This window comes from Arthrobacter sp. zg-Y1143, assembly GCF_030125565.1.
Taxonomy (GTDB): domain Bacteria; phylum Actinomycetota; class Actinomycetes; order Actinomycetales; family Micrococcaceae; genus Arthrobacter_B.
Window position 1 is genome coordinate 441960 of sequence record NZ_JASKLW010000001.1, and the last position, 16635, is coordinate 458594.

Annotated in this window: 16 protein-coding genes; 5 read left to right on the forward strand and 11 right to left on the reverse strand. The window is 69.2% G+C overall.

Annotated elements, in window-relative coordinates; genetic code table 11:
• The first annotated feature begins 1 nt into the window (after position 1).
• Positions 2–1609 (forward strand): DUF6297 family protein, encoded by a 1608-nt coding sequence (locus QNN98_RS02245; RefSeq protein WP_283996115.1) that lies wholly within the window; start codon positions 2–4, stop codon positions 1607–1609.
• 32 nt (positions 1610–1641) lie between these two features.
• Here QNN98_RS02245 and QNN98_RS02250 read toward each other — a convergent pair whose 3' ends face one another.
• Positions 1642–1893 carry a hypothetical protein gene (locus QNN98_RS02250; RefSeq protein ID WP_227911986.1) on the reverse strand — a complete coding sequence of 84 codons (252 nt, stop codon included), beginning with the start codon at positions 1891–1893 and terminating at the stop codon, positions 1642–1644.
• A gap of 133 nt (positions 1894–2026) precedes the next feature.
• Here QNN98_RS02250 and QNN98_RS02255 point away from each other — a divergent pair, with 133 nt between their 5' ends.
• A complete protein-coding gene (locus tag QNN98_RS02255; protein WP_283996116.1) occupies positions 2027–2578 on the forward strand; it encodes a dihydrofolate reductase family protein in 552 nt (183 codons plus the stop codon).
• Here QNN98_RS02255 and QNN98_RS02260 read toward each other — a convergent pair.
• The 8 genes from QNN98_RS02260 to QNN98_RS02295 all read right to left on the reverse strand — a co-directional run bounded on the left by QNN98_RS02260 (position 2563) and on the right by QNN98_RS02295 (position 12405).
• Entirely contained in the window at positions 2563–3429 is an 867-nt protein-coding gene (locus QNN98_RS02260; protein WP_283996117.1) for an HpcH/HpaI aldolase/citrate lyase family protein, read from the reverse strand. The genes QNN98_RS02255 and QNN98_RS02260 overlap by 16 nt on opposite strands.
• Complete coding sequence (locus tag QNN98_RS02265) at positions 3426–4619, reverse strand: CaiB/BaiF CoA transferase family protein (RefSeq protein ID WP_229958261.1); 1194 nt, start codon at positions 4617–4619, stop codon at positions 3426–3428. The genes QNN98_RS02260 and QNN98_RS02265 overlap by 4 nt, the downstream gene beginning before the upstream one ends.
• Positions 4616–6577, reverse strand: coding sequence for an SUMF1/EgtB/PvdO family nonheme iron enzyme (locus QNN98_RS02270; RefSeq protein WP_283996118.1), 1962 nt, complete (start codon positions 6575–6577; stop codon positions 4616–4618). Before QNN98_RS02270 ends, QNN98_RS02265 begins: the two co-directional genes overlap by 4 nt.
• Entirely contained in the window at positions 6574–8001 is a 1428-nt protein-coding gene (locus QNN98_RS02275) for an ADP-ribosylglycohydrolase family protein (protein ID WP_283996119.1), read from the reverse strand. The genes QNN98_RS02270 and QNN98_RS02275 overlap by 4 nt, the downstream gene beginning before the upstream one ends.
• Positions 7998–9161, reverse strand: a complete 1164-nt coding sequence (locus tag QNN98_RS02280) for an ADP-ribosylglycohydrolase family protein (protein ID WP_283996120.1) — start codon at positions 9159–9161, stop codon at positions 7998–8000. Before QNN98_RS02280 ends, QNN98_RS02275 begins: the two co-directional genes overlap by 4 nt.
• Before the next feature lie 111 nt (positions 9162–9272).
• Positions 9273–10568: an ABC transporter substrate-binding protein gene (locus QNN98_RS02285; protein ID WP_283996121.1), complete on the reverse strand. Its 1296-nt coding sequence runs from the start codon at positions 10566–10568 to the stop codon at positions 9273–9275.
• Between the two features lie 47 nt (positions 10569–10615).
• Positions 10616–11455: a carbohydrate ABC transporter permease gene (locus QNN98_RS02290; RefSeq protein ID WP_227911978.1), complete on the reverse strand. Its 840-nt coding sequence runs from the start codon at positions 11453–11455 to the stop codon at positions 10616–10618.
• Complete coding sequence (locus QNN98_RS02295; RefSeq protein ID WP_229958243.1) at positions 11452–12405, reverse strand: carbohydrate ABC transporter permease; 954 nt, start codon at positions 12403–12405, stop codon at positions 11452–11454. The genes QNN98_RS02290 and QNN98_RS02295 overlap by 4 nt, the downstream gene beginning before the upstream one ends.
• Positions 12406–12642: 237 nt before the next feature.
• Here QNN98_RS02295 and QNN98_RS02300 point away from each other — a divergent pair, with 237 nt between their 5' ends.
• Positions 12643–12984 carry a YciI family protein gene (locus QNN98_RS02300; RefSeq protein ID WP_227911976.1) on the forward strand — a complete coding sequence of 114 codons (342 nt, stop codon included), beginning with the start codon at positions 12643–12645 and terminating at the stop codon, positions 12982–12984.
• Between the two features lie 41 nt (positions 12985–13025).
• Here the strand turns inward: QNN98_RS02300 and QNN98_RS02305 are convergent, their stop codons facing one another.
• Entirely contained in the window at positions 13026–13325 is a 300-nt protein-coding gene (locus tag QNN98_RS02305) for a hypothetical protein (RefSeq protein WP_229958240.1), read from the reverse strand.
• Between the two features lie 192 nt (positions 13326–13517).
• On the opposite strand from QNN98_RS02305, the gene QNN98_RS02310 reads away from it, so the two are divergent.
• Positions 13518–14666, forward strand: a complete 1149-nt coding sequence (locus tag QNN98_RS02310; protein ID WP_283996122.1) for a baeRF2 domain-containing protein — start codon at positions 13518–13520, stop codon at positions 14664–14666.
• Between the two features lie 31 nt (positions 14667–14697).
• On the opposite strand, the gene QNN98_RS02315 is transcribed toward QNN98_RS02310, so the two are convergent.
• Positions 14698–15576, reverse strand: coding sequence for an SIS domain-containing protein (locus QNN98_RS02315; RefSeq protein WP_227925709.1), 879 nt, complete (start codon positions 15574–15576; stop codon positions 14698–14700).
• A 133-nt stretch (positions 15577–15709) separates the two neighbouring features.
• On the opposite strand from QNN98_RS02315, the gene QNN98_RS02320 reads away from it, so the two are divergent.
• Positions 15710–16507, forward strand: coding sequence for a DeoR/GlpR family DNA-binding transcription regulator (locus QNN98_RS02320; protein ID WP_229958234.1), 798 nt, complete (start codon positions 15710–15712; stop codon positions 16505–16507).
• The last annotated feature ends 128 nt before the right edge of the window (positions 16508–16635 follow it).

A 16635-nucleotide genomic window follows, 5' to 3' on the forward strand; every position in this document is an offset into this window, starting at 1 on the left:
CATGGCCCGCACCACCGCGCCCGCTTCGCCGCAGTTCAATCCGGCCCGCTACACCCGGACCGTGTCGCGGAGCCACCGCCGCGGCAGCACCCGCCTCCGGGACGTGCTGCTGGAGGCTTACACCACGCTCCTGGGGGTGGGCACCATCCTGGCGCTGGCCGGGGGACTGGTCCTCGCGCTGCGGAACGAGGTGGCGCGGGCCCTGGGGTCCGGTGCCGGCGGCCGCCGCACCATCGTTGCCGCTGTATGGACCGGCCTGCCCGACGGCGCGGCCGTCACCGTCCTGCTGTTCGCTGCCCTGGCGGCGGTGCTCACCGGGGCCCGGAAGCTGGGGCCGGTGGCGGTGACTTCCGCCGAGGGGTACTGGTGGCTGGGCCTGCCCGTGGACCGCCGGCCGTTCCTCACCGGGCGGCTGCTGCGCCGGGTCGGCATGGTGTGGGCGGCCGGTGCGGTGCTGTACCTGCCGGTCGGGGTGATTACCGACCTGCAGGCGGCATTCGCCGGCCAGCTCGCCGGGGCAGCCGTCTTCGGCTTGGCCGCGGTATGCGCGTTGCTGCTGGCGGCCGTGGGGCAGTCGGCCGGGAACGGCCAGGTAGGCGGGCAGCAGGTAGACGGACAGCCGGGCGGAAATCGCCCGACGGCAGGAAACGGCATCCCGGCCGGACCGTTCGGTACGGCCGGTGCATTGGTGCTGCTGGCATTGCTGGGTTTCCTTCCCCGGCTGGCTGCCGCCGGCGAGTGGTGGCCCGCCCCCGCGGCGCTGGCCGCCGTCGTCGGACTGGGGCTGTGGGTCCAGACGCGGTTGGAGCGGATCCCGGGACGTGAACTGATCCGCGGCGGGGGAGTGTCCGGCCACGCCGGGGCGGCGCTGTATCTGATGGACACCAATGAGCTGGGGCGGGCGTTCGCCGCCGCCCCCGGCGCCCGGACCTCCCGCCGCGCCCGACGCTGGTATGCCAAGGGTGCCCGTACACCGTTCGGCGCACTGCTGCGCGCCGATGCCACCGCGTTCCTGCGCACCCGAGGCTTATGGGGGCGTCCGGTGCTGCTGCTCCTGCTGTGCGTCGCTGTCCTGCTGGCAGCCGGACAGCAACCGGCCCTGATGCAGCTGGCAGTCATCCTGCTCACCATCGGCGCGGCCGTCCCGGCCATGGGTGCCCTGGCCCGGCAAACCGCCATCACCCCCGGCCTGGACGCCCTGCTGCCGCTGTCCCCGGCACTGGTGCGGTTGAGCCGGATGACGCTGCCCGCCGCTGCCATGGCCCTGTGGTCCGCCGGGTTCTGTACCGTCCTGGTCCTGCTGGGGGCGGGCAGTCCGGCGCTGATCGGGCTCGGCGCACTCGCCGGAACCGGGCTCGGCGCCGCCGCGGTGCGGGGCGCCTACCGGCCGCTGCCGGACTGGACGGTTCCGCCGTCGGACACCGTGTTCGGCCCGGTCCCGACGGCGCAAACCGGGTCCCTCGCCCGCGGCCTGGACACCATTTTGCTGGCAGCGGTGCCGTTGCTGCTGGGCCTGTTCCTGGGCTACGTTCCGGGTGCCCTGCTGCTGGGCCAGGCTGTGTTTTCCGCCGGCTGCGCCCTGCTGGTGATGTTCTCGAACCCTCGTTAGGACCCCGAACAGGACCCAGCACGTAAAGCGGCTTACGGTGCGCCTGGGAACTCGTCATTGCCGGCGTCCTCGATCCAGTCGATGCCGGCGTCGGAGAAGTAGAAGCCGTCGTCGTCGCTGGTGCCCACCCACCAGTCCTCCCCAACCACAGTGCCGCCCGCACCGATAATCTCCTCCTGGATTTCCAGCGGCACCGCTTCACCGTTGTGGTTCACCAGCCACCGCTGGGCCGCGGCCGGCAGCTGCGGCCACCAATGCTCCATATCAGGGTTCGAATCAGCCATGCCAGCACTGTGCCACCGCAGCAGTTGACCGGTCCAGACCCGGAGGGCCGCGGCCGGTAAACAGGCCTGTAATTCGCCGGCCGGGACCTGCGGCACCCTTGTGCAGTGCGGTCCGGGCGGGTTTGCTGGGCCGATGGGATCCCTGATGTATTCGATCAACTGCTCTCTGGACGGTTACAGCGCCGACGCCAATGGTGACTTCTCCTGGATGGCGCCCTCCGAGGAAATGGTTCTCTCCCACACCGAGGACATGGAAGACGCAGCCGCCGTCCTGTACGGACGGCGGATGTACGAAAGCATGGCCGTGTGGGAAAGGGACCCGGCCGCCGTTGCGGGCGCGCCCGGGGCCGAACGGTTCACAGCGGTCTGGCAGGCGACGCCGAAAACCGTGTTCTCCTCCACCCTCACCGAGCCTTGGACGGAACGGACTGAACTGGAACCGGCGCTGACCCGGGAGGCGGTGGAGCGGGCGAAGGCGGCCGGGAATGTCACCATCGGCGGGCCGATGCTGGCCAAGAGCGCCCTGCAGATGGGACTGGTCGACGCCGTCTCGCTGGTGGTTTATCCGGTGATCGTGGGCGGTGGTACCCGGGTGCTGCCGGACGGCCTGCGCATCAACCTGCGCCTGCTGGGGGAGCGGCGCTTCGCGAACGGGGCGGTGCGGCTCGACTACGCGGTGGAATGACCTCCCAGGGCTAGCACCCGCTCGGCAGCGCGCAGCATGGCGACGTCAAGAAAGGTCCCGTCCGCCAGCACAAAAGCGCCGCTTCCGTCACGGGCTGCTGCCTGCACACGCTCCACAATGCCCTGCGCCCGGGCCAGCTCAGCCGCATCCGGGGTGAAGACCCGGCGGATCACCTCAATCTGGCGCGGATGCACCGCGGTCCGCCCGGCGAAACCGAGCGCCCGGCCCGCACGGCAGCTGGCGGCCAGCCCGTCCACGTCCCGGACATGGGCGTAAACCGCCATCAACGGAGCGGGCAGGCCCGCCGCGGCAGCAGCGTTAATGATGCGGCTGCGCGCCCAGGCCAGGCCCGCCTCGCCGGCCGGCCCGGCAGGAACCCACAGCTCGGCCCGCAGATCCGCTTCACCGGCGGCGATCGAGGCAGCACCGGAACCGGCAATCTCAAACGCACGCTCAATGGACAGCGCCGATTCGAGCAGGGCATGCACCTGCCGCCCCGGCAGGACGGTGCGGAGGGCGGCAACGTCCGCGCCCGACTGCGTTTTCGGCAGCCGCACCCCGAACTCCGGGGGCAGTGCTGCAACGGCGGCGAGGTCGGCGTCGTGGGCCCGGGACCCGCGCGCGTTCACCCGGACCTGGACCGCCGGAGCATCCCCGCCGCCCGCTTCCCGGCACTCTTCCCAGCACGCCGCGAAGTCGGTCAGCGCCGCGCGGGCAGCGTCCTTGCGGGAGGCGGCGACGGCGTCTTCCAGGTCCACGATGACCGCATCCGCCCCGGCCTGCAACGCTTTGGCGAACCGCTCCGGCCGGTCCGCCGGCGCATATAAGGCCACCATGACCGGCCGGCTCATCCGATGCTCCCGTCCGCCCGCAGCGCGGCGAGTTCCGCGGCCGTGTACCCCAGCCCGGTCAGCACGTTGTCCGTGTCCGCGCCGTGCGCCCGCCCGGTGAACGCAATGGTTGCCGCATCCCGCGACATCCGGAACAGCGGCCCCTGCATGGCCAGGTCGCCGAGCTCGGGGTCCTTGATCCGGTGGATGGTGCCCAGTGCGTTGAACTGCGGATCGGCAACAATGTCTGCGGCATCGTAGACCGGCGCCACGGCGGCTTCGGCGGCGTCGAACGCGGCGATGACCTCCGCACGGGAGTGCCGGGCAATCCAGGCGCCGACGACGTCGTCCAGCAGGTCCGCGTGCCCGGCCCGTCCCGCGCCGCTGGCGAACCACGGCTCGTCGGCGAGTTCGGGCCGGCCGACCAGGGCGACGACCCGCTCCGCAATGGACTGCGCACTCGTGGACACCGCCACCCAGGACCCGTCCTTGGTGCGGTACGTGTTGCGCGGTGCGTTGTTGACGGACCGGTTTCCGATGCGCGGCTGCACGGTGCCCAGCTGGTCCCAGCGGGTGATCTGCGGGCCGAGCATCGCCAGGATCGGTTCGATGATCGCGACGTCGAGCTCCTGGCCCCGGCCGTCCGGGTCCCGGTCCCGGGCGTGCAGGGCCACCATGACCGCGTACGCGGTGGCCAGGGACGCGACGCCGTCCGCCAGGCCGAAGGGCGGCAGCGTGGGCGGCCCGTCCGGCTCCCCGGTGGAGGACGCGAACCCGCTCATCGCCTCGGCGAGCGTACCGAATCCGGGGCGGTTCCGGTACGGCCCGATCTGCCCGAATCCGGTGACCCGCGCCAGGACCAGCCCGGGGTTCTGTGCGGACAGCGCGGCATAGTCCAGCCCCCAGCGTTCCAGCGTCCCGGGGCGGAAGTTTTCAATCACGACGTCGGCGGTGCGGGCCAGGCGCAGGAACGCGCCGCGTCCACCCGCCGTGTGCAGGTCGATGGCCACTGTGTGTTTGTTCCGGCCCAGCGTTTTCCACCAGAGGTTCTGCCCGTCCTTGGCTGGTCCGTGGCCGCGTGCCGGGTCCGGGCGGCGGGGATGCTCCACCTTCACGACGTCGGCGCCCATGTCGCCCAGATGCATGGCGGCCATCGGGCCGGCAAAAAGGGTGGAAACGTCCACGACCCGCAGGCCCTCCAGCGGACTCATTGGGGGCCTCCACCGTCGTCGGACTGGTCCCGGCAGATCCGGAACCCGATGGATGCGGAGGCGTCCAGCTCCAGTCCGGGCAGGAGCAGCTTGGCCGTGAACTCCGGCGGCTGCAGCCCGCCGTCGAAATACCAGTTCGAGCCCCTGCTGCGGTGGGCGCTGCCGCCCTTGAGCATCACGAAGCGGGTGCGGCCGTCGGAGTGCTCGGACTCGGTCCAGTTCCACACTTCCGGGGTCCTGCGCCGGAAACCCGGATCGGCGGCCGCGAGCTGCCACTCATCCTCGCTGGGCAGCCGGCCTCCGGCCCAGGCCGCGTACTCCCGGGCCCGGGCCAGCGTCACCTTGGTGGCGGGACGCTCCGGATCACGGGCTTCGGCGTGCTCGCCGACGGCGTCGAGGAAGCGGGCGTATTCCGCTTCGCTCACCTCCTCGGCGGCAACATGCACCGGCCGTGGGAGCGTCACGAACCGGTCCAGCGTGCGCTGGTCATGGAGCCGCGGGGACAGCGGCTTCCACTCGTCTACGTAGGGCGCTCCGCCGTACATCCCGGTTTCCCGCATCCGGTAACGCACGGTCAGCGTGTACTCACCGGCCGGCACAGTGACGGCCGAAACGGCGGCGGCCGAAAAGGCAGCCGGTGCCGCCGGTCCCGGCCAGGGCGGGGCGCTGAGCCGCCGGGCGCGGCGGTGCCGGAAGGAGGAATTCCGGACGGCAGGCTCACCGGCGAGGGCGGTTTGAACGGCAGCGATCTCCCCGGGAACCGCGGCGCCGGCGCTGACCTGGACCGCTGCGGCTATGCCGTTGGCCGGCACGGTGACCACCTCGGAAGTGTCGCCCGGGTGCAGCGGATCCCACCCCGTTCCGGCCAGCTGATGCTTGGCATCGGTGTCCGAGGTGTTGGCCAGGAGCAGCAGTTTGACGCCGTCGAGGTCGAAGCTGGAGCCCACCACCGGCCCCTCGGTCACGGTGAGCGGTGTCCATTCGCCGTCCACGAGCCAGCGGTGGAAACCGCGCTGGACGGGAACCATGCGGCGCAGCGTGGCCGAATCCCGGTCATTCCAGCCCACCCAGGCGCCGAACACCACTTCCCACACCAGGACGCCGACGCCGTTGAGCCAGGCGGCGCGGAGCTCTTCGGCGTGGTCCCGGTGCCAGCGGCGGATGTGGTGCTGCATGTGCCGGCGTTCAAACCACCGCGCCCGCAGCACGCCGGGAACCTCGGAATCCGCGAACCACTGCGCCCAGGACAGAGTGTGGTCGGCAATGCGGTCGGTGGAGAGTTTCGATTCGCCCTCCAGTCCGATCCCGGGACGGGCCGCATCCAGGGCCGCGACGAGCGAGCGGTCGGCCTTTTTCAGGGTGTCGAGGAAAACGCTGTCCGCCCCGAGCCGGCGGACGGTGGCGGTGAGCTCGGCCGCGTCGTCGCCGCTGCGGCGCGTGCCGATGTCCCAGGGCATGTAGCTCAGGAACACGGCAACACCGGCGCGGCGCAGCGCGGCCGAAACATCCGCGAGGCCGGGCACGTTGTAGTAATCCCACTGGTTCCGGTCATCGATGCCGATCACCGGATACGCATGCCACAGCACAATGCCGTCCAGCCCGCCGAAACGCTCGCGGGCATCGGCGAGGAACCGTTCGGGCGTGAACCGCTGTGCCTCGAAGTCAAAGAACAACTCGTCCCACAACCAGACCTGCGCCACGGTGAAGCACCGGCTGGCCCAGGCGGCGGCGCCGTCGTTGTACCGGGTGGGTTCGCCGTGCCGCTTCCGTGCCCCGTCCCGCCAGGCCGTGAGCTGCAGGCGCCACTGCACCAGATCACCGGCGTCCGCCGGCGCGGCGAAAATCTTGGCGTCGTCCAGCGAGATCGCCACATCCCCGGTGCTCAGGTCCCCCTTGAGCGGCACCCGGGTGGGCAGGTCGACGTCGCGCGGATGCAGGGGATCGAACCCGCCACTCATGCGTTAGTCCTTTCGATGAGACCCGTTGCGTCCGGTACCCCGGTCCGGGACAGCCGGAGTGTGCGTTCGGCCAGGTTCCGGATGGACCGTTCCGCGCCGCCGGGAAGCGAGGTGGCGATGCGGTCCTGCAGCGGATCCGTCCACTCCGCACCAATTGCGCCGGCGCCCAGCAGCCCGCCGGCCACGGAGCCAACGGTTGCGCCGTCCGAGTCGGTGTCCCACCCGCCCGCGACGGCGAAGGCAATGGCCGCGCTGAAGTTTCCGCCGTGTGCCTGCAGGGCGCAGGCAATGAGTGCCGCGTTGTTGAGGCAGTGGACCCAGTGCATCCCGGCGAACCCGGCGTGCAATACGTCCAGGGCGGCAGCGTCCGTGATGGTTCCGCGGGCGAGTGTACGCCCGGTGTTCCGCCCCAGGCGCACTGCGGCGGCCAGCCGCGACGACGGCGGCACCACCGTGTCGGCGGCGTCCAGCACGGCGTCGGCGCTGGTTTCGGTGAGGGACGCGGAGCACAGCGCGGCGGCCCACATTTCTCCGTAAATGCCGTTGCGGGTGTGGCTGAGCCGGGCGTCGGCCCAGGCCGAAGCAGCAGCGGCGCGGACGTCTCCGGGATGGACCCAGCCGTGCACGTCGGCGCGGATAAGTGCACCGATCCATTCGCGGAACGGATTGTGGTGGGTTGCCGTCTCCGGCGCCGGCCGGGCGTCGAGGATGTTCCGGTACGCGGCGCGCTCGGCGGTGAACACCCGTCCGGCGGGCAGCGCCGCCAGCCATGCCTGCGCGAACTGGTCAGTGGCCAGGGCCCGGCCGGAGGTTTCCATTAGCTCCAGGGCGAGGATGGGAAAGTTCAGGTCATCATCCTCGGGCATCCCCTGGATGTTCTCCAGCAGCGAGGTGGGGGCGGACCGCCGGTTCCACGGCCAGCGCTGCACGATGTCTGCGGGCAGCCCGGCCGCGGTGAAATACGTGCGGATGGGCCAGTTCCCGGTCGCCCGGGCAATCTCTTCAATGCCCTCTCGGGGGATCTTCTCCACCGGTTTGCCCAGCAGGCAACCGGCCGCCCGGCCGAGCCAGGCCCCGTGCACCCGATCGAACGCCGGGGATGTTTTCACAGCCAGCCCCTTCGCCGCCGCGGCCCCCCGCGCGGCCGGCGGCAGCAGGGCGGAAATGTCCAGCCAGTCATCCGGCTCGGCGTCGCTGCGCACCTGCAGGACCTGCAGCTCATCGAGCACCCGCCGGGCCATGGCGCGCACCTCCGGGCCCGGGTCCGCAACCGCGGCCCCGGACGGCTCCAGCCTGGTGGGTCCGCCGGCGGCGGCCCACCGCCGCTCGATCGGAACGAGGTCCTCCTCGGGAACGCCCTGCTCGCGGAGGGCAGCGAACTCGGCCGGAACCAGGTCCTCCGGCTGCGCCCAGGTCAGCCTCACCGTGCCTCCTCCCGGCTGAGCAGCGACTGAAGCGCCGCGGTTCGCCGGGCGGCGCGGTCCAGATCGGCCCGCGCCACCTCCCGCACCGTCTCCGTCATGGCGGTGACCACGGCGTCCAGGTCGAGGCGGCTGGCCGCCGTCACGTCCGCCACCCAGTCCGCCGGGACGGCGTCGGTCCCGTGCAGGCCGCCGCAGACGGCGCCGGCCATCGTCGCTATCGAGTCGGCGTCGCGCCCGTAGTTCACGGCGTCGAGCACCGCGGCCCGCAGGTCCCCGCCGCGGGCAAGCGCGAACCCCAGGGCGGCGGGCAGTTCTTCGATCGATTTGGTGCGCGAGGGCAGCCGCGCGTCCATGGCCGGGGCCCGGTACTGCTCGCCCACCGTGTCATAGGGTGCGACAGCGGCGCGCACCACCCGTGCGACGTCGCACGGATCCCCGCCGTCGGCAGTGAAGGCATCCACGGCGTCGAACACGGCCCGGATCGCCGCAGCGGTGCCGTCGTGCGCGACCCCCAGCACCGCTGCGCGCACGTCCTCCATCGCCGCGCCGGGTGCCGCGGCGGCTGCCACCGCCGCTGCAAACACACCGGCCGCCTCCCGCCCGTAGGAGGACTGGTGCGCACCCGCAATGTCGATGGCTTCGGCGTAAGCGCCGCGCGGATCACCGATGTGCACCAGCCCCACCGGTGCCATGTACATGGCGGCACCGCAGTTCACGATGTTGCCCACCCCCGCCTCCCGCGGGTCGGCATGGCCGTAATGCAGCTTCGCCACGAGCCATTTCTCGGCCAGGAAAACGCGCTGCAGGATCAGCGCATGGTCTTCCAGTTCCGGAACCCAGCGACGCTCGCCGATCATCAGCGGTACCAGGTCGGCGGCAACGTCGTAGGCATCGAGGTGGCGGCGCCGCTTGGCGTACACCTCCACGAGTGCGTGCGTCATAAGCGTGTCATCCGTGACGTGGCCGTCGCCCTTGTGGAAAGGGGCAATGGGCCGCGCGGTCCTCCAATCGGCCAGGAACGGACCCACGATGCCCTCGACCCGGCCGCCGTGGCGCTCCTGAATCTGCTCCGGCGTCCAGCCCTCCGTGGCGCCTCCCAGTGCGTCCCCCACGGCTGCGCCGGCAAGCACCCCTGCCACCCGATCCTGCAACACGTACATTCCCACTCCTTGAGTACCTCTTAAAGTGACGACGGTTTAAAGGGCCGGGGGCCGAAAGCGGCGGGCCGGGGGCAAACCGGCCGGCTGCCCTGTCCCTCCCCGCGTCCGGGATCAGCCGGCGACGTCGTTCCACCCGTCGGAGAGCCGGGCGGCCAGTTCGTCGCTGGTGATCTTGTCGGCCAGGTACTGCTGGTAGGCCGGCGTGGCAATGGTGTCCTTCCACTCGGTGTACTTCTCCACCTTCAGGAAAGGCGGTCCTTCCAGGCCTTCGCCGGAGGCCAGCACCTGGGTCCACGCCGGGTCATCCGCCGCGAGCGTCTCGACGCCGTCGCGGGCCGCGCCGGAGGAGGGGATGAGCGCGTCGGCGTAGGCGATCGAGGCCAGGTTGTCGCCGTTCATCAGGAAGTTGAGGAAGTCGGCCGACTCCTCCACATACTCGGAATCCACGTTCACCGAATAGGTTTGCGGGTTCGCTGCCTGCACGGCGCCGGCGGAACCCTCCAGCGGCGGCAGCGCCACCCAGTTCAAGCCCTCCGGGGCGTCGTTGGCGATGTTCGTCGCCTGGAACGAGCCCTGCACCGTCATCGCCACCTTGCCGCCGTAGAACGAGGCGAGCACATCCGAACCCGACTGGGTCAGCGAGGTGGGTTCAATGGACTTATCCGTGTAGGCCATCTCGTGGATGCGTTCAGGCACCGCCAGTTCGGAATCCTCCACCTGGATCGAGGCATCGGTGCCTTCTCCGTCGAAGAACCCGCCGTCGAAGCCGAGCGAGAGGCTCATCATCGCCGCTGTGGGCGAGGCGAGGCCCCACCCCAGTCCGTAGGTGCTGTCCGTTGTGGTGGCCTTGGCAATTTCCTGCAGCTCTTCCCATGTCATGGTTTCGCCGCTGGGAATTTCGACCCCGGCCGCCTCCAACAGGTCGGCATTGGCGAAGACCATGTAGGACTGGAGGGTGGAAGGGTAGGCGATGATCTGCCCGTCCTGCGTGACGGAATCCCAGATGCCCTCGGAGATGTCCGCTTTCAGGTCCGGGTCAATGTAGTCGCTCAGATCCGCGAGGTAGCCGTCGGCGGCGAAGGACACAATGGAGCTGGCCTCGTAGTGGATGATGTCCGGGGCGGTGCCGCCGGAGAACTGGGTGATGAGCTTGTCGAAGGTCCCGTCCCAGCCGGCCTGGACAATCTCGACCTGGACATCTTCGTTCTCGGCATTCCACTCATCCACGATGGACTTCACCGCGGCCTGAGTGGCGGGCTGGTCGGAGAGCGACTGGAACTGGAGGGTGACGGCATCGCCTTCGGCGCCGTCGGACCCGCTTGATGTGCTGCCCTGCTGGCAGCCGCTCAGGGCAAGCACGGCTACGCCCGCGAAAGCGACGGCGCCGATGCCTCGGATTCTCTTCATGATGCTTGCCTTCCTTCTGGTGGATGATGCGGGTTTGCGGCGGGCCATCAGCCCTTGACCGCGCCGGCCAGCATTCCGCCGGTCAGTTTCTTCTGCAGGATGGTGAAGATGATGAGCGAGGGGATGGTCGCGAGGATTGCTCCGGCGGCCAGCGGCCCCAGCTGGGTCTGCCCTTCGGCGCCCAGGAAGGAGCGCAGGGCGATGGGCAGGGTGTATAGCTCCGGGCTTTGCAGCAGGACCAGGGCGAGGAAGAACTCATTCCACGCCGAGACGAACGTGAACATCGCCGTCGCCACGAGTCCCGGTGCGAGCAGGGGGAGGACGATCCTCCGCAGGATGGTGAAGCGGGACGCGCCGTCCATTTCACCGGCCTCCTCGAGATCCGCCGGTATGGCGGCCACGTAGCCCTGCAGCATCCACAGTGTGAACGGCAGGGTGAAGGTGACGTAGACGAGGATCAGGCCGAACAGGGTGTCATTGAGGTTGATGGAACGCAGCACCAGGAACAGCGGGATGATGATGAGGATGGACGGGAAGACCTGGCTGGTCAGGATCCACACCGTACCCGCCGCGCGCAGCCGGCCCTTGAGGCGGGCGAGGGCGTAGGCCATCGGCATGGAGAGCAGCACGGTGATCACCATGGTGGCAAGGGATACCAGCAGCGAGTTCCCGGCCGCCGGCAGCAGGTTCTGCCGTGCCAGGGCGGAGGCGTAGTTGCTGAAATCCCATTCGGCCGGCAGCAGGTTAATGGCCAGCGAGTTCAGTTCGCCCGATGACTTGAACGACGCCGAGAGCAGCCACAGCAGCGGGAAGCCGAGGAAAACGAGGAAGCCCGCCAGCGCGGCGTACATCAGCGCCGTTCCGTACCAGGGGCGCCGGGTGATCATGGCCGTGCTCCCTTCGCCTGGCGGAACTGGTTGATGAGGTAGAGCGAGAGGATCAGCAGGATCGCGATCACGAGCACGTCTCCCATCGCCGAGGCATAGCCGATTTCACGGTTCCGGAACGCCTCCAGATAGGTGAACAGCGGCGGGATCATGGTGCGGCCGCCGGGGCCGCCTTCGGTGAGGACGTAGATCAGGCCGAAGGAGTTGAACTGCCAGATGAAGTCCAGGGCGGTGACGGCCAGGACAATGGGGCGCAGGGCCGGGAGGGTGACGTGCCAGAACCGGCGGAACACCCCGGCGCCGTCCACGGCCGCCGCTTCCTGCTGTTCGGTGGAAATGGACTGCATGCCGGCCAGCAGCAGCACAGTTGTCTGCGGGATGCCCGCCCACACGCCCACCACAATGACAGCGGGCAGTGCGGTGGAGAAGTCTCCCAGCCAGTTGGCCCCGGGAATACCCACCGTTTGAAGGGCGCCGTTCAGGGGACCGGAGTTGGGGTTGTAGATCATCCGCCACACAATGGCGGTGACCACCGGCGGCATGGCCCAGGGGATCAGGGCCAGCACCCTGGTCAGGCCCTTCAGCCGCAGGTCGCTGTTGAGCAGCAGTGCCAAGCCCATGGCGGAGACCAGGGTGAGCAGCGCGACGGCGCCGGCCCAGACTATGCCGATGCCGAACGATCCCCAGAAACGGTGGTCGCCGAACAATTCAATGAAGTTCCCGAACCCGATGAAGTTGATCTCCGCGTTGCGCTTCAGGGTGGTGTCGGTGAAGCCCAGGGCCACGCCGCTAACGAGCGGGATGACGGAGAAGATGATGATTGGAAGCAGGGCGGGAATCACCAGGGCCACCGCTTCGCGCCGCTGGGCGCGGGCACGGTGGCCAACCCGCTTCCCGGCCCGTGGTGGCGGCGGTGTTTCGCGGGTGGTCCTGGTGGCGGTGGTGCTCATTCGGCTGCCCCACTGGAAGGGCGCGCCTGCGCTGCAGCCTGTGTGATGGTGACTCGGACCAACGCTCTCCTTTGAGTGTTGTAAACGTTTACAGCCAGTGTCCGCGACTGTGCCACCGGCTCAGGGGGGTGTCAATAGTTTCGTTCCTCCCGGCGGGCAGGGCACGGAACGCTCGCGCCCTGCGTCCTCCTGGGGAACAATGGGCCGCATTTCCGCCTTACTGAAGGAGCCGGTTCGATGCCCAAGTACCTGATTTCATTTCCCAGCAGCGCCATGGTTGTTCCCACGGGGGACCTGTCGGCGGTGTCGGATGCCGCCCATGCGGTGGTCCGGGAGGCCAAAGACGCCGGAGTGTGGGTGTTCGGCGGCGGTATTGATGAAAGTGTTCCCCCGGTGATGGTCGACGGCGCCGGGACCGTCATCGAGGGCACCTATCCGCAGACGCGGCAGATCGAAGGCGGCTACGCCGTGCTGGAGGTGCCCTCGCGCGAGGCAGCGCTGGACTGGGCGGCGAAGATTGCGCAGGGATGCCGGTGCGCGCAGGAGGTACGCCTGTTCATGGATGATCCCGAAAGCTGACCGTGCCGCTGAAGCCGCGTGCGTCGTCGTCGGCAGCGGCGTTAGTTTGGCCCGCCGGCATCAAGCTCACTGAGCATGTTTTCCAGGCGCAGGCGTTTGCGGTTCAACCGCGCCAACGACGCCAGGCCCAGCGCCAGCATCCGCATCTGGGCGCCCACACCGGGCAGCCCCTGTTCGCGGAGGGTTGCGCTGACTTCGACGCGGTCCTCCACGGAGGACTCTTTCACCAGTGCGCGGGCCCTGGTGAATTTCTCGGAGTTCAAAGGGTGGTCTTGGATGCGGCGGTTCATCGAGTCCAGCTGGCGCTGGAGGGAGGCCCGTTGGGCGTTTTCGTTCGCCATGGCCCCAACCAACCACATCCGGGGCCGCGCTTCCCTAGCCTGCCGAACAGGTTTGGTCCGGGCGAAAGGACGGGGTGGGGCGGAAGCGTGCCTTCGGCCCCCGCAGCCCTTTAGCTGCCGGTTGAACCGGTGTTAGCTAGAGGCACGGGTTGATTCGATGTGCGGCCGCCTCTGTGCGGGAAGGAGATCGACATGACGGAGCACCTCCACAAATTTGCGGATCTCTATCGGAAGCAGGGGCCGTGGTGTGTTGCCTATGTCGATGCCGGGGCCGGGGGAGCGCAGGGCGCCGAAGCCGCCGCAGCCCGGTCCGGTGACGTCCGGGCGGGGCTGGGGGAGCAGGGGGCGACGCCGGAGGATCAGGAGGCCATGGAAGGTGCGGTGGATCCCGCCCGCGGGCTGCCCGCGCCAATCTCGCGTTTTGTCCTTGTCCGGGACGGCGCGGTGGAACTGAACGAGCTGCTGCCCGGCCCGCTGGTGGCCCCCATGCAGGTTGCTGTGGGACCCGTTCCGGACCTGCTGCCGCTGTTCAAGCACCGTCCCGAGGAGTTCCCGTACATCGTTGTGGAAGCAACGCGGGAGGACGCTGAGATCCGGTTGGAATACGCGGGCCGTCCCGGACCCGGGACAGTGGAGGGTGTCGAGGGTTCCAGCGACGACATCAGCAAGCTTCCCGCCGGTGAGGGCTGGGCGCAGGACAAGCAGCAGCGCAGGACCGAGCAAACCTGGCGCCGGAACGCTGATGAAGTTGCCGGATCGATCGACCGGATTGTGGACAGCAGCGGCGCCCGGTTGATTGTGCTGGCCGGCGACGTCCGCGCCCGGGGGTTGGTGCGGGACCAGCTGGCCGAGGGCCACAAACCGCTGGTCAGCATGATTGATTCCGAGCTTCGCCCTGAGGACCCGCACCAGCAGCAGTTCGAGGATGAGGTCCAGGAAAGCCTTGCCCTGCAGTGGGCGGCCGAACAGGAACAGATCATGGACCGGCTTGCCCTGCAGGAAGGGCAGGCCAATCCCGAGTCGGCCACCGGCATGGGAGCTGTGGTGCAGGCGCTCCAGCAGGCCCAGGTGGACACGCTGATCCTGAATGACAGTGCGCTGGCCGACCGCCACCTGCTGGCGCTGGGCGCCGAGCCGTGGCTGGCCACCGCCGAGGAACAGGCGCTGGGCGCGGAAGTCTTGGGGCAGGTTCCTGCCTCATCGGCGCTGCTGCGCGCGGCGGCCCTGACGGACGCGAATCTCCTCCTGGTGCCCGACGGCGTCCTGCCCGGCGGCTCCGACCTCGCCGCACTGCTGCGCTGGCCCGTGGGCCCCGAAGCTCCGGGCGCCAACGCGACCTAGGCGCCGGCGGCGTCCTGTCACGCCCGGAGCGTCAGGTCAGGACAACGGACCGGGTGAGGGAACGCGGGCGGTCCGGATCCAGGCCCCGCGACACGGCCAGGCCGACGGCGAAGCGCTGGGCCACCACGAGGGCCGCCTGCGGATCCAGGTCATGGTGTACGAACCGCGCGCCCGTCGCGGCGACGTCGTCGGCCAGCCCGGCGGGCGGCTCGCCCAGGCTCCACACCAGCCGGCCGGGTTCTGCGATCGCAATGGGACCGTGCCGGTAGTCCATGGCCGGATAGGACTCGGACCAGTACTGGGCGGCCTCCCGCGTCTTCAGGGCCGCCTCGAACGCGAGGCCGACGGCGAATCCGCGGCCGATGAACGTGCACTGGTTGGCTGCGAGCAGCTTGTCCACGGGGATGTCCAGCGCCAACTGAGCATCTGCGATGAGCGGTTCAACGTCCTCGCCGAGGTGGACGCGCAGCAGTGTCAGCACCGACGTCGCGAACCGGGTCTGCACCACGGACTGCTCATCCGCAAACGGCATGGCGATGACATCATCTGCTGCTTCAGCTCCGGGGGATTCGGCCACGGCCGTGATGAGTGTGGTGGGGACCGGGCCGAGCGTCTTGAGGAGGTCAACGATCTCGGTGGTGGTGCCGGAGCGGGAGATGGCAATAATCCGGTCATAGTCCCGGCCCGCCGGGTATTCACTGCCCGCCCAGGCGTCGGTCACCCCGTGGCCGGCACGCTCCCGCAGCACCGCGTAGGACATGGCCATGAACCAGCTGGTGCCGCATCCAACCACCGCTACCCGCTCGCCGCGGCGGGGCAGCCGGCCGGCAATCTCGGGGACCATCTGGGCGGCAAGCCGCCAGGTCTCGGGCTGGGAGGCTATTTCTGCTTCTACGAAGGAGGAAGGCATGGGCTTCTTTCGGTCTGCTCTGCACCAATAAAAGACTGGTTTTGATCGATATGTGGATAGTTGAGCAGAATCAATCACGATTAGCAAGGCTGGCTGTGAGAATATGAACGGATAACGAAAGGTTGGCCCGAGCATGACCCAGCAGCAGCGCCTGAATGTTGTCCTTGACCTCGTGAGCGAACGGGGCAGTGTGTCGATCGCCGAGGTGAGCGATGTGCTGGGGGTATCCACGGCCACCGTGCGGCGCGACCTCAACACCCTGGCCGAACAGCGCCTGGTCACCCGCACCCATGGCGGCGCTTCCGCCCTCGGCTCCGGTTACGAACTGCCGCTGCAGTACAAGATCGCCCGCCAGGCCGACGCGAAGGTGGCCATTGCCCGGGCCGTGGCAGACCTCATCCAGCCTGGGCAGTCGGTGGGCCTCAACGGCGGCACCACCACCAGCGAAGTGGCCCGGATGCTGGGCCGCAGCGAGCGGCTGCATCCCGAGGGCGACTCGCCCGGCGTCACCATCGTGACCAATGCGCTGAACATCGCCTACGAAATGTCGGTGCGCGAGCACATCAAAATCGTGGTGACCGGCGGGGTGCCGCGCCGCCAGTCCTATGAACTGATCGGCCCCCTGGTGGCCAACTCGCTGAAGGACTTCAGCATGGACCTGGCCGTCCTGGGGGTGGACGGGCTCAGCGCAGCCTTCGGCGCCACCACCCTGCATGAAGGGGAAGCGGAAGCCAGCAGGGAAATCGCTGCGGTTGCCCGCCGCGTGGTGATCGCCGCCGACTCCACCAAGCTGGGCCGCAGCACCTTCGCCCGCATCTGCCCGCTGGCCGGCATCGACACCCTGGTCACGGACCAGCCCGTTGCACCGGACTTCGCCGCCGAACTGGCCAACGCCGGGGTAGAGGTCATCGTCGCCGACGCCGGCAAGTAGCCGGCCGCCCAAAGGCGCACCCGCCGGCGCCCGCCGCGGGGCGTGCACAGTGCACGGTTGTGCCCGCGTTCCTGCCAGAAGATGATCAATTTGAGATAGTTCGTGACAAATCCGTGCATCTAATGCAG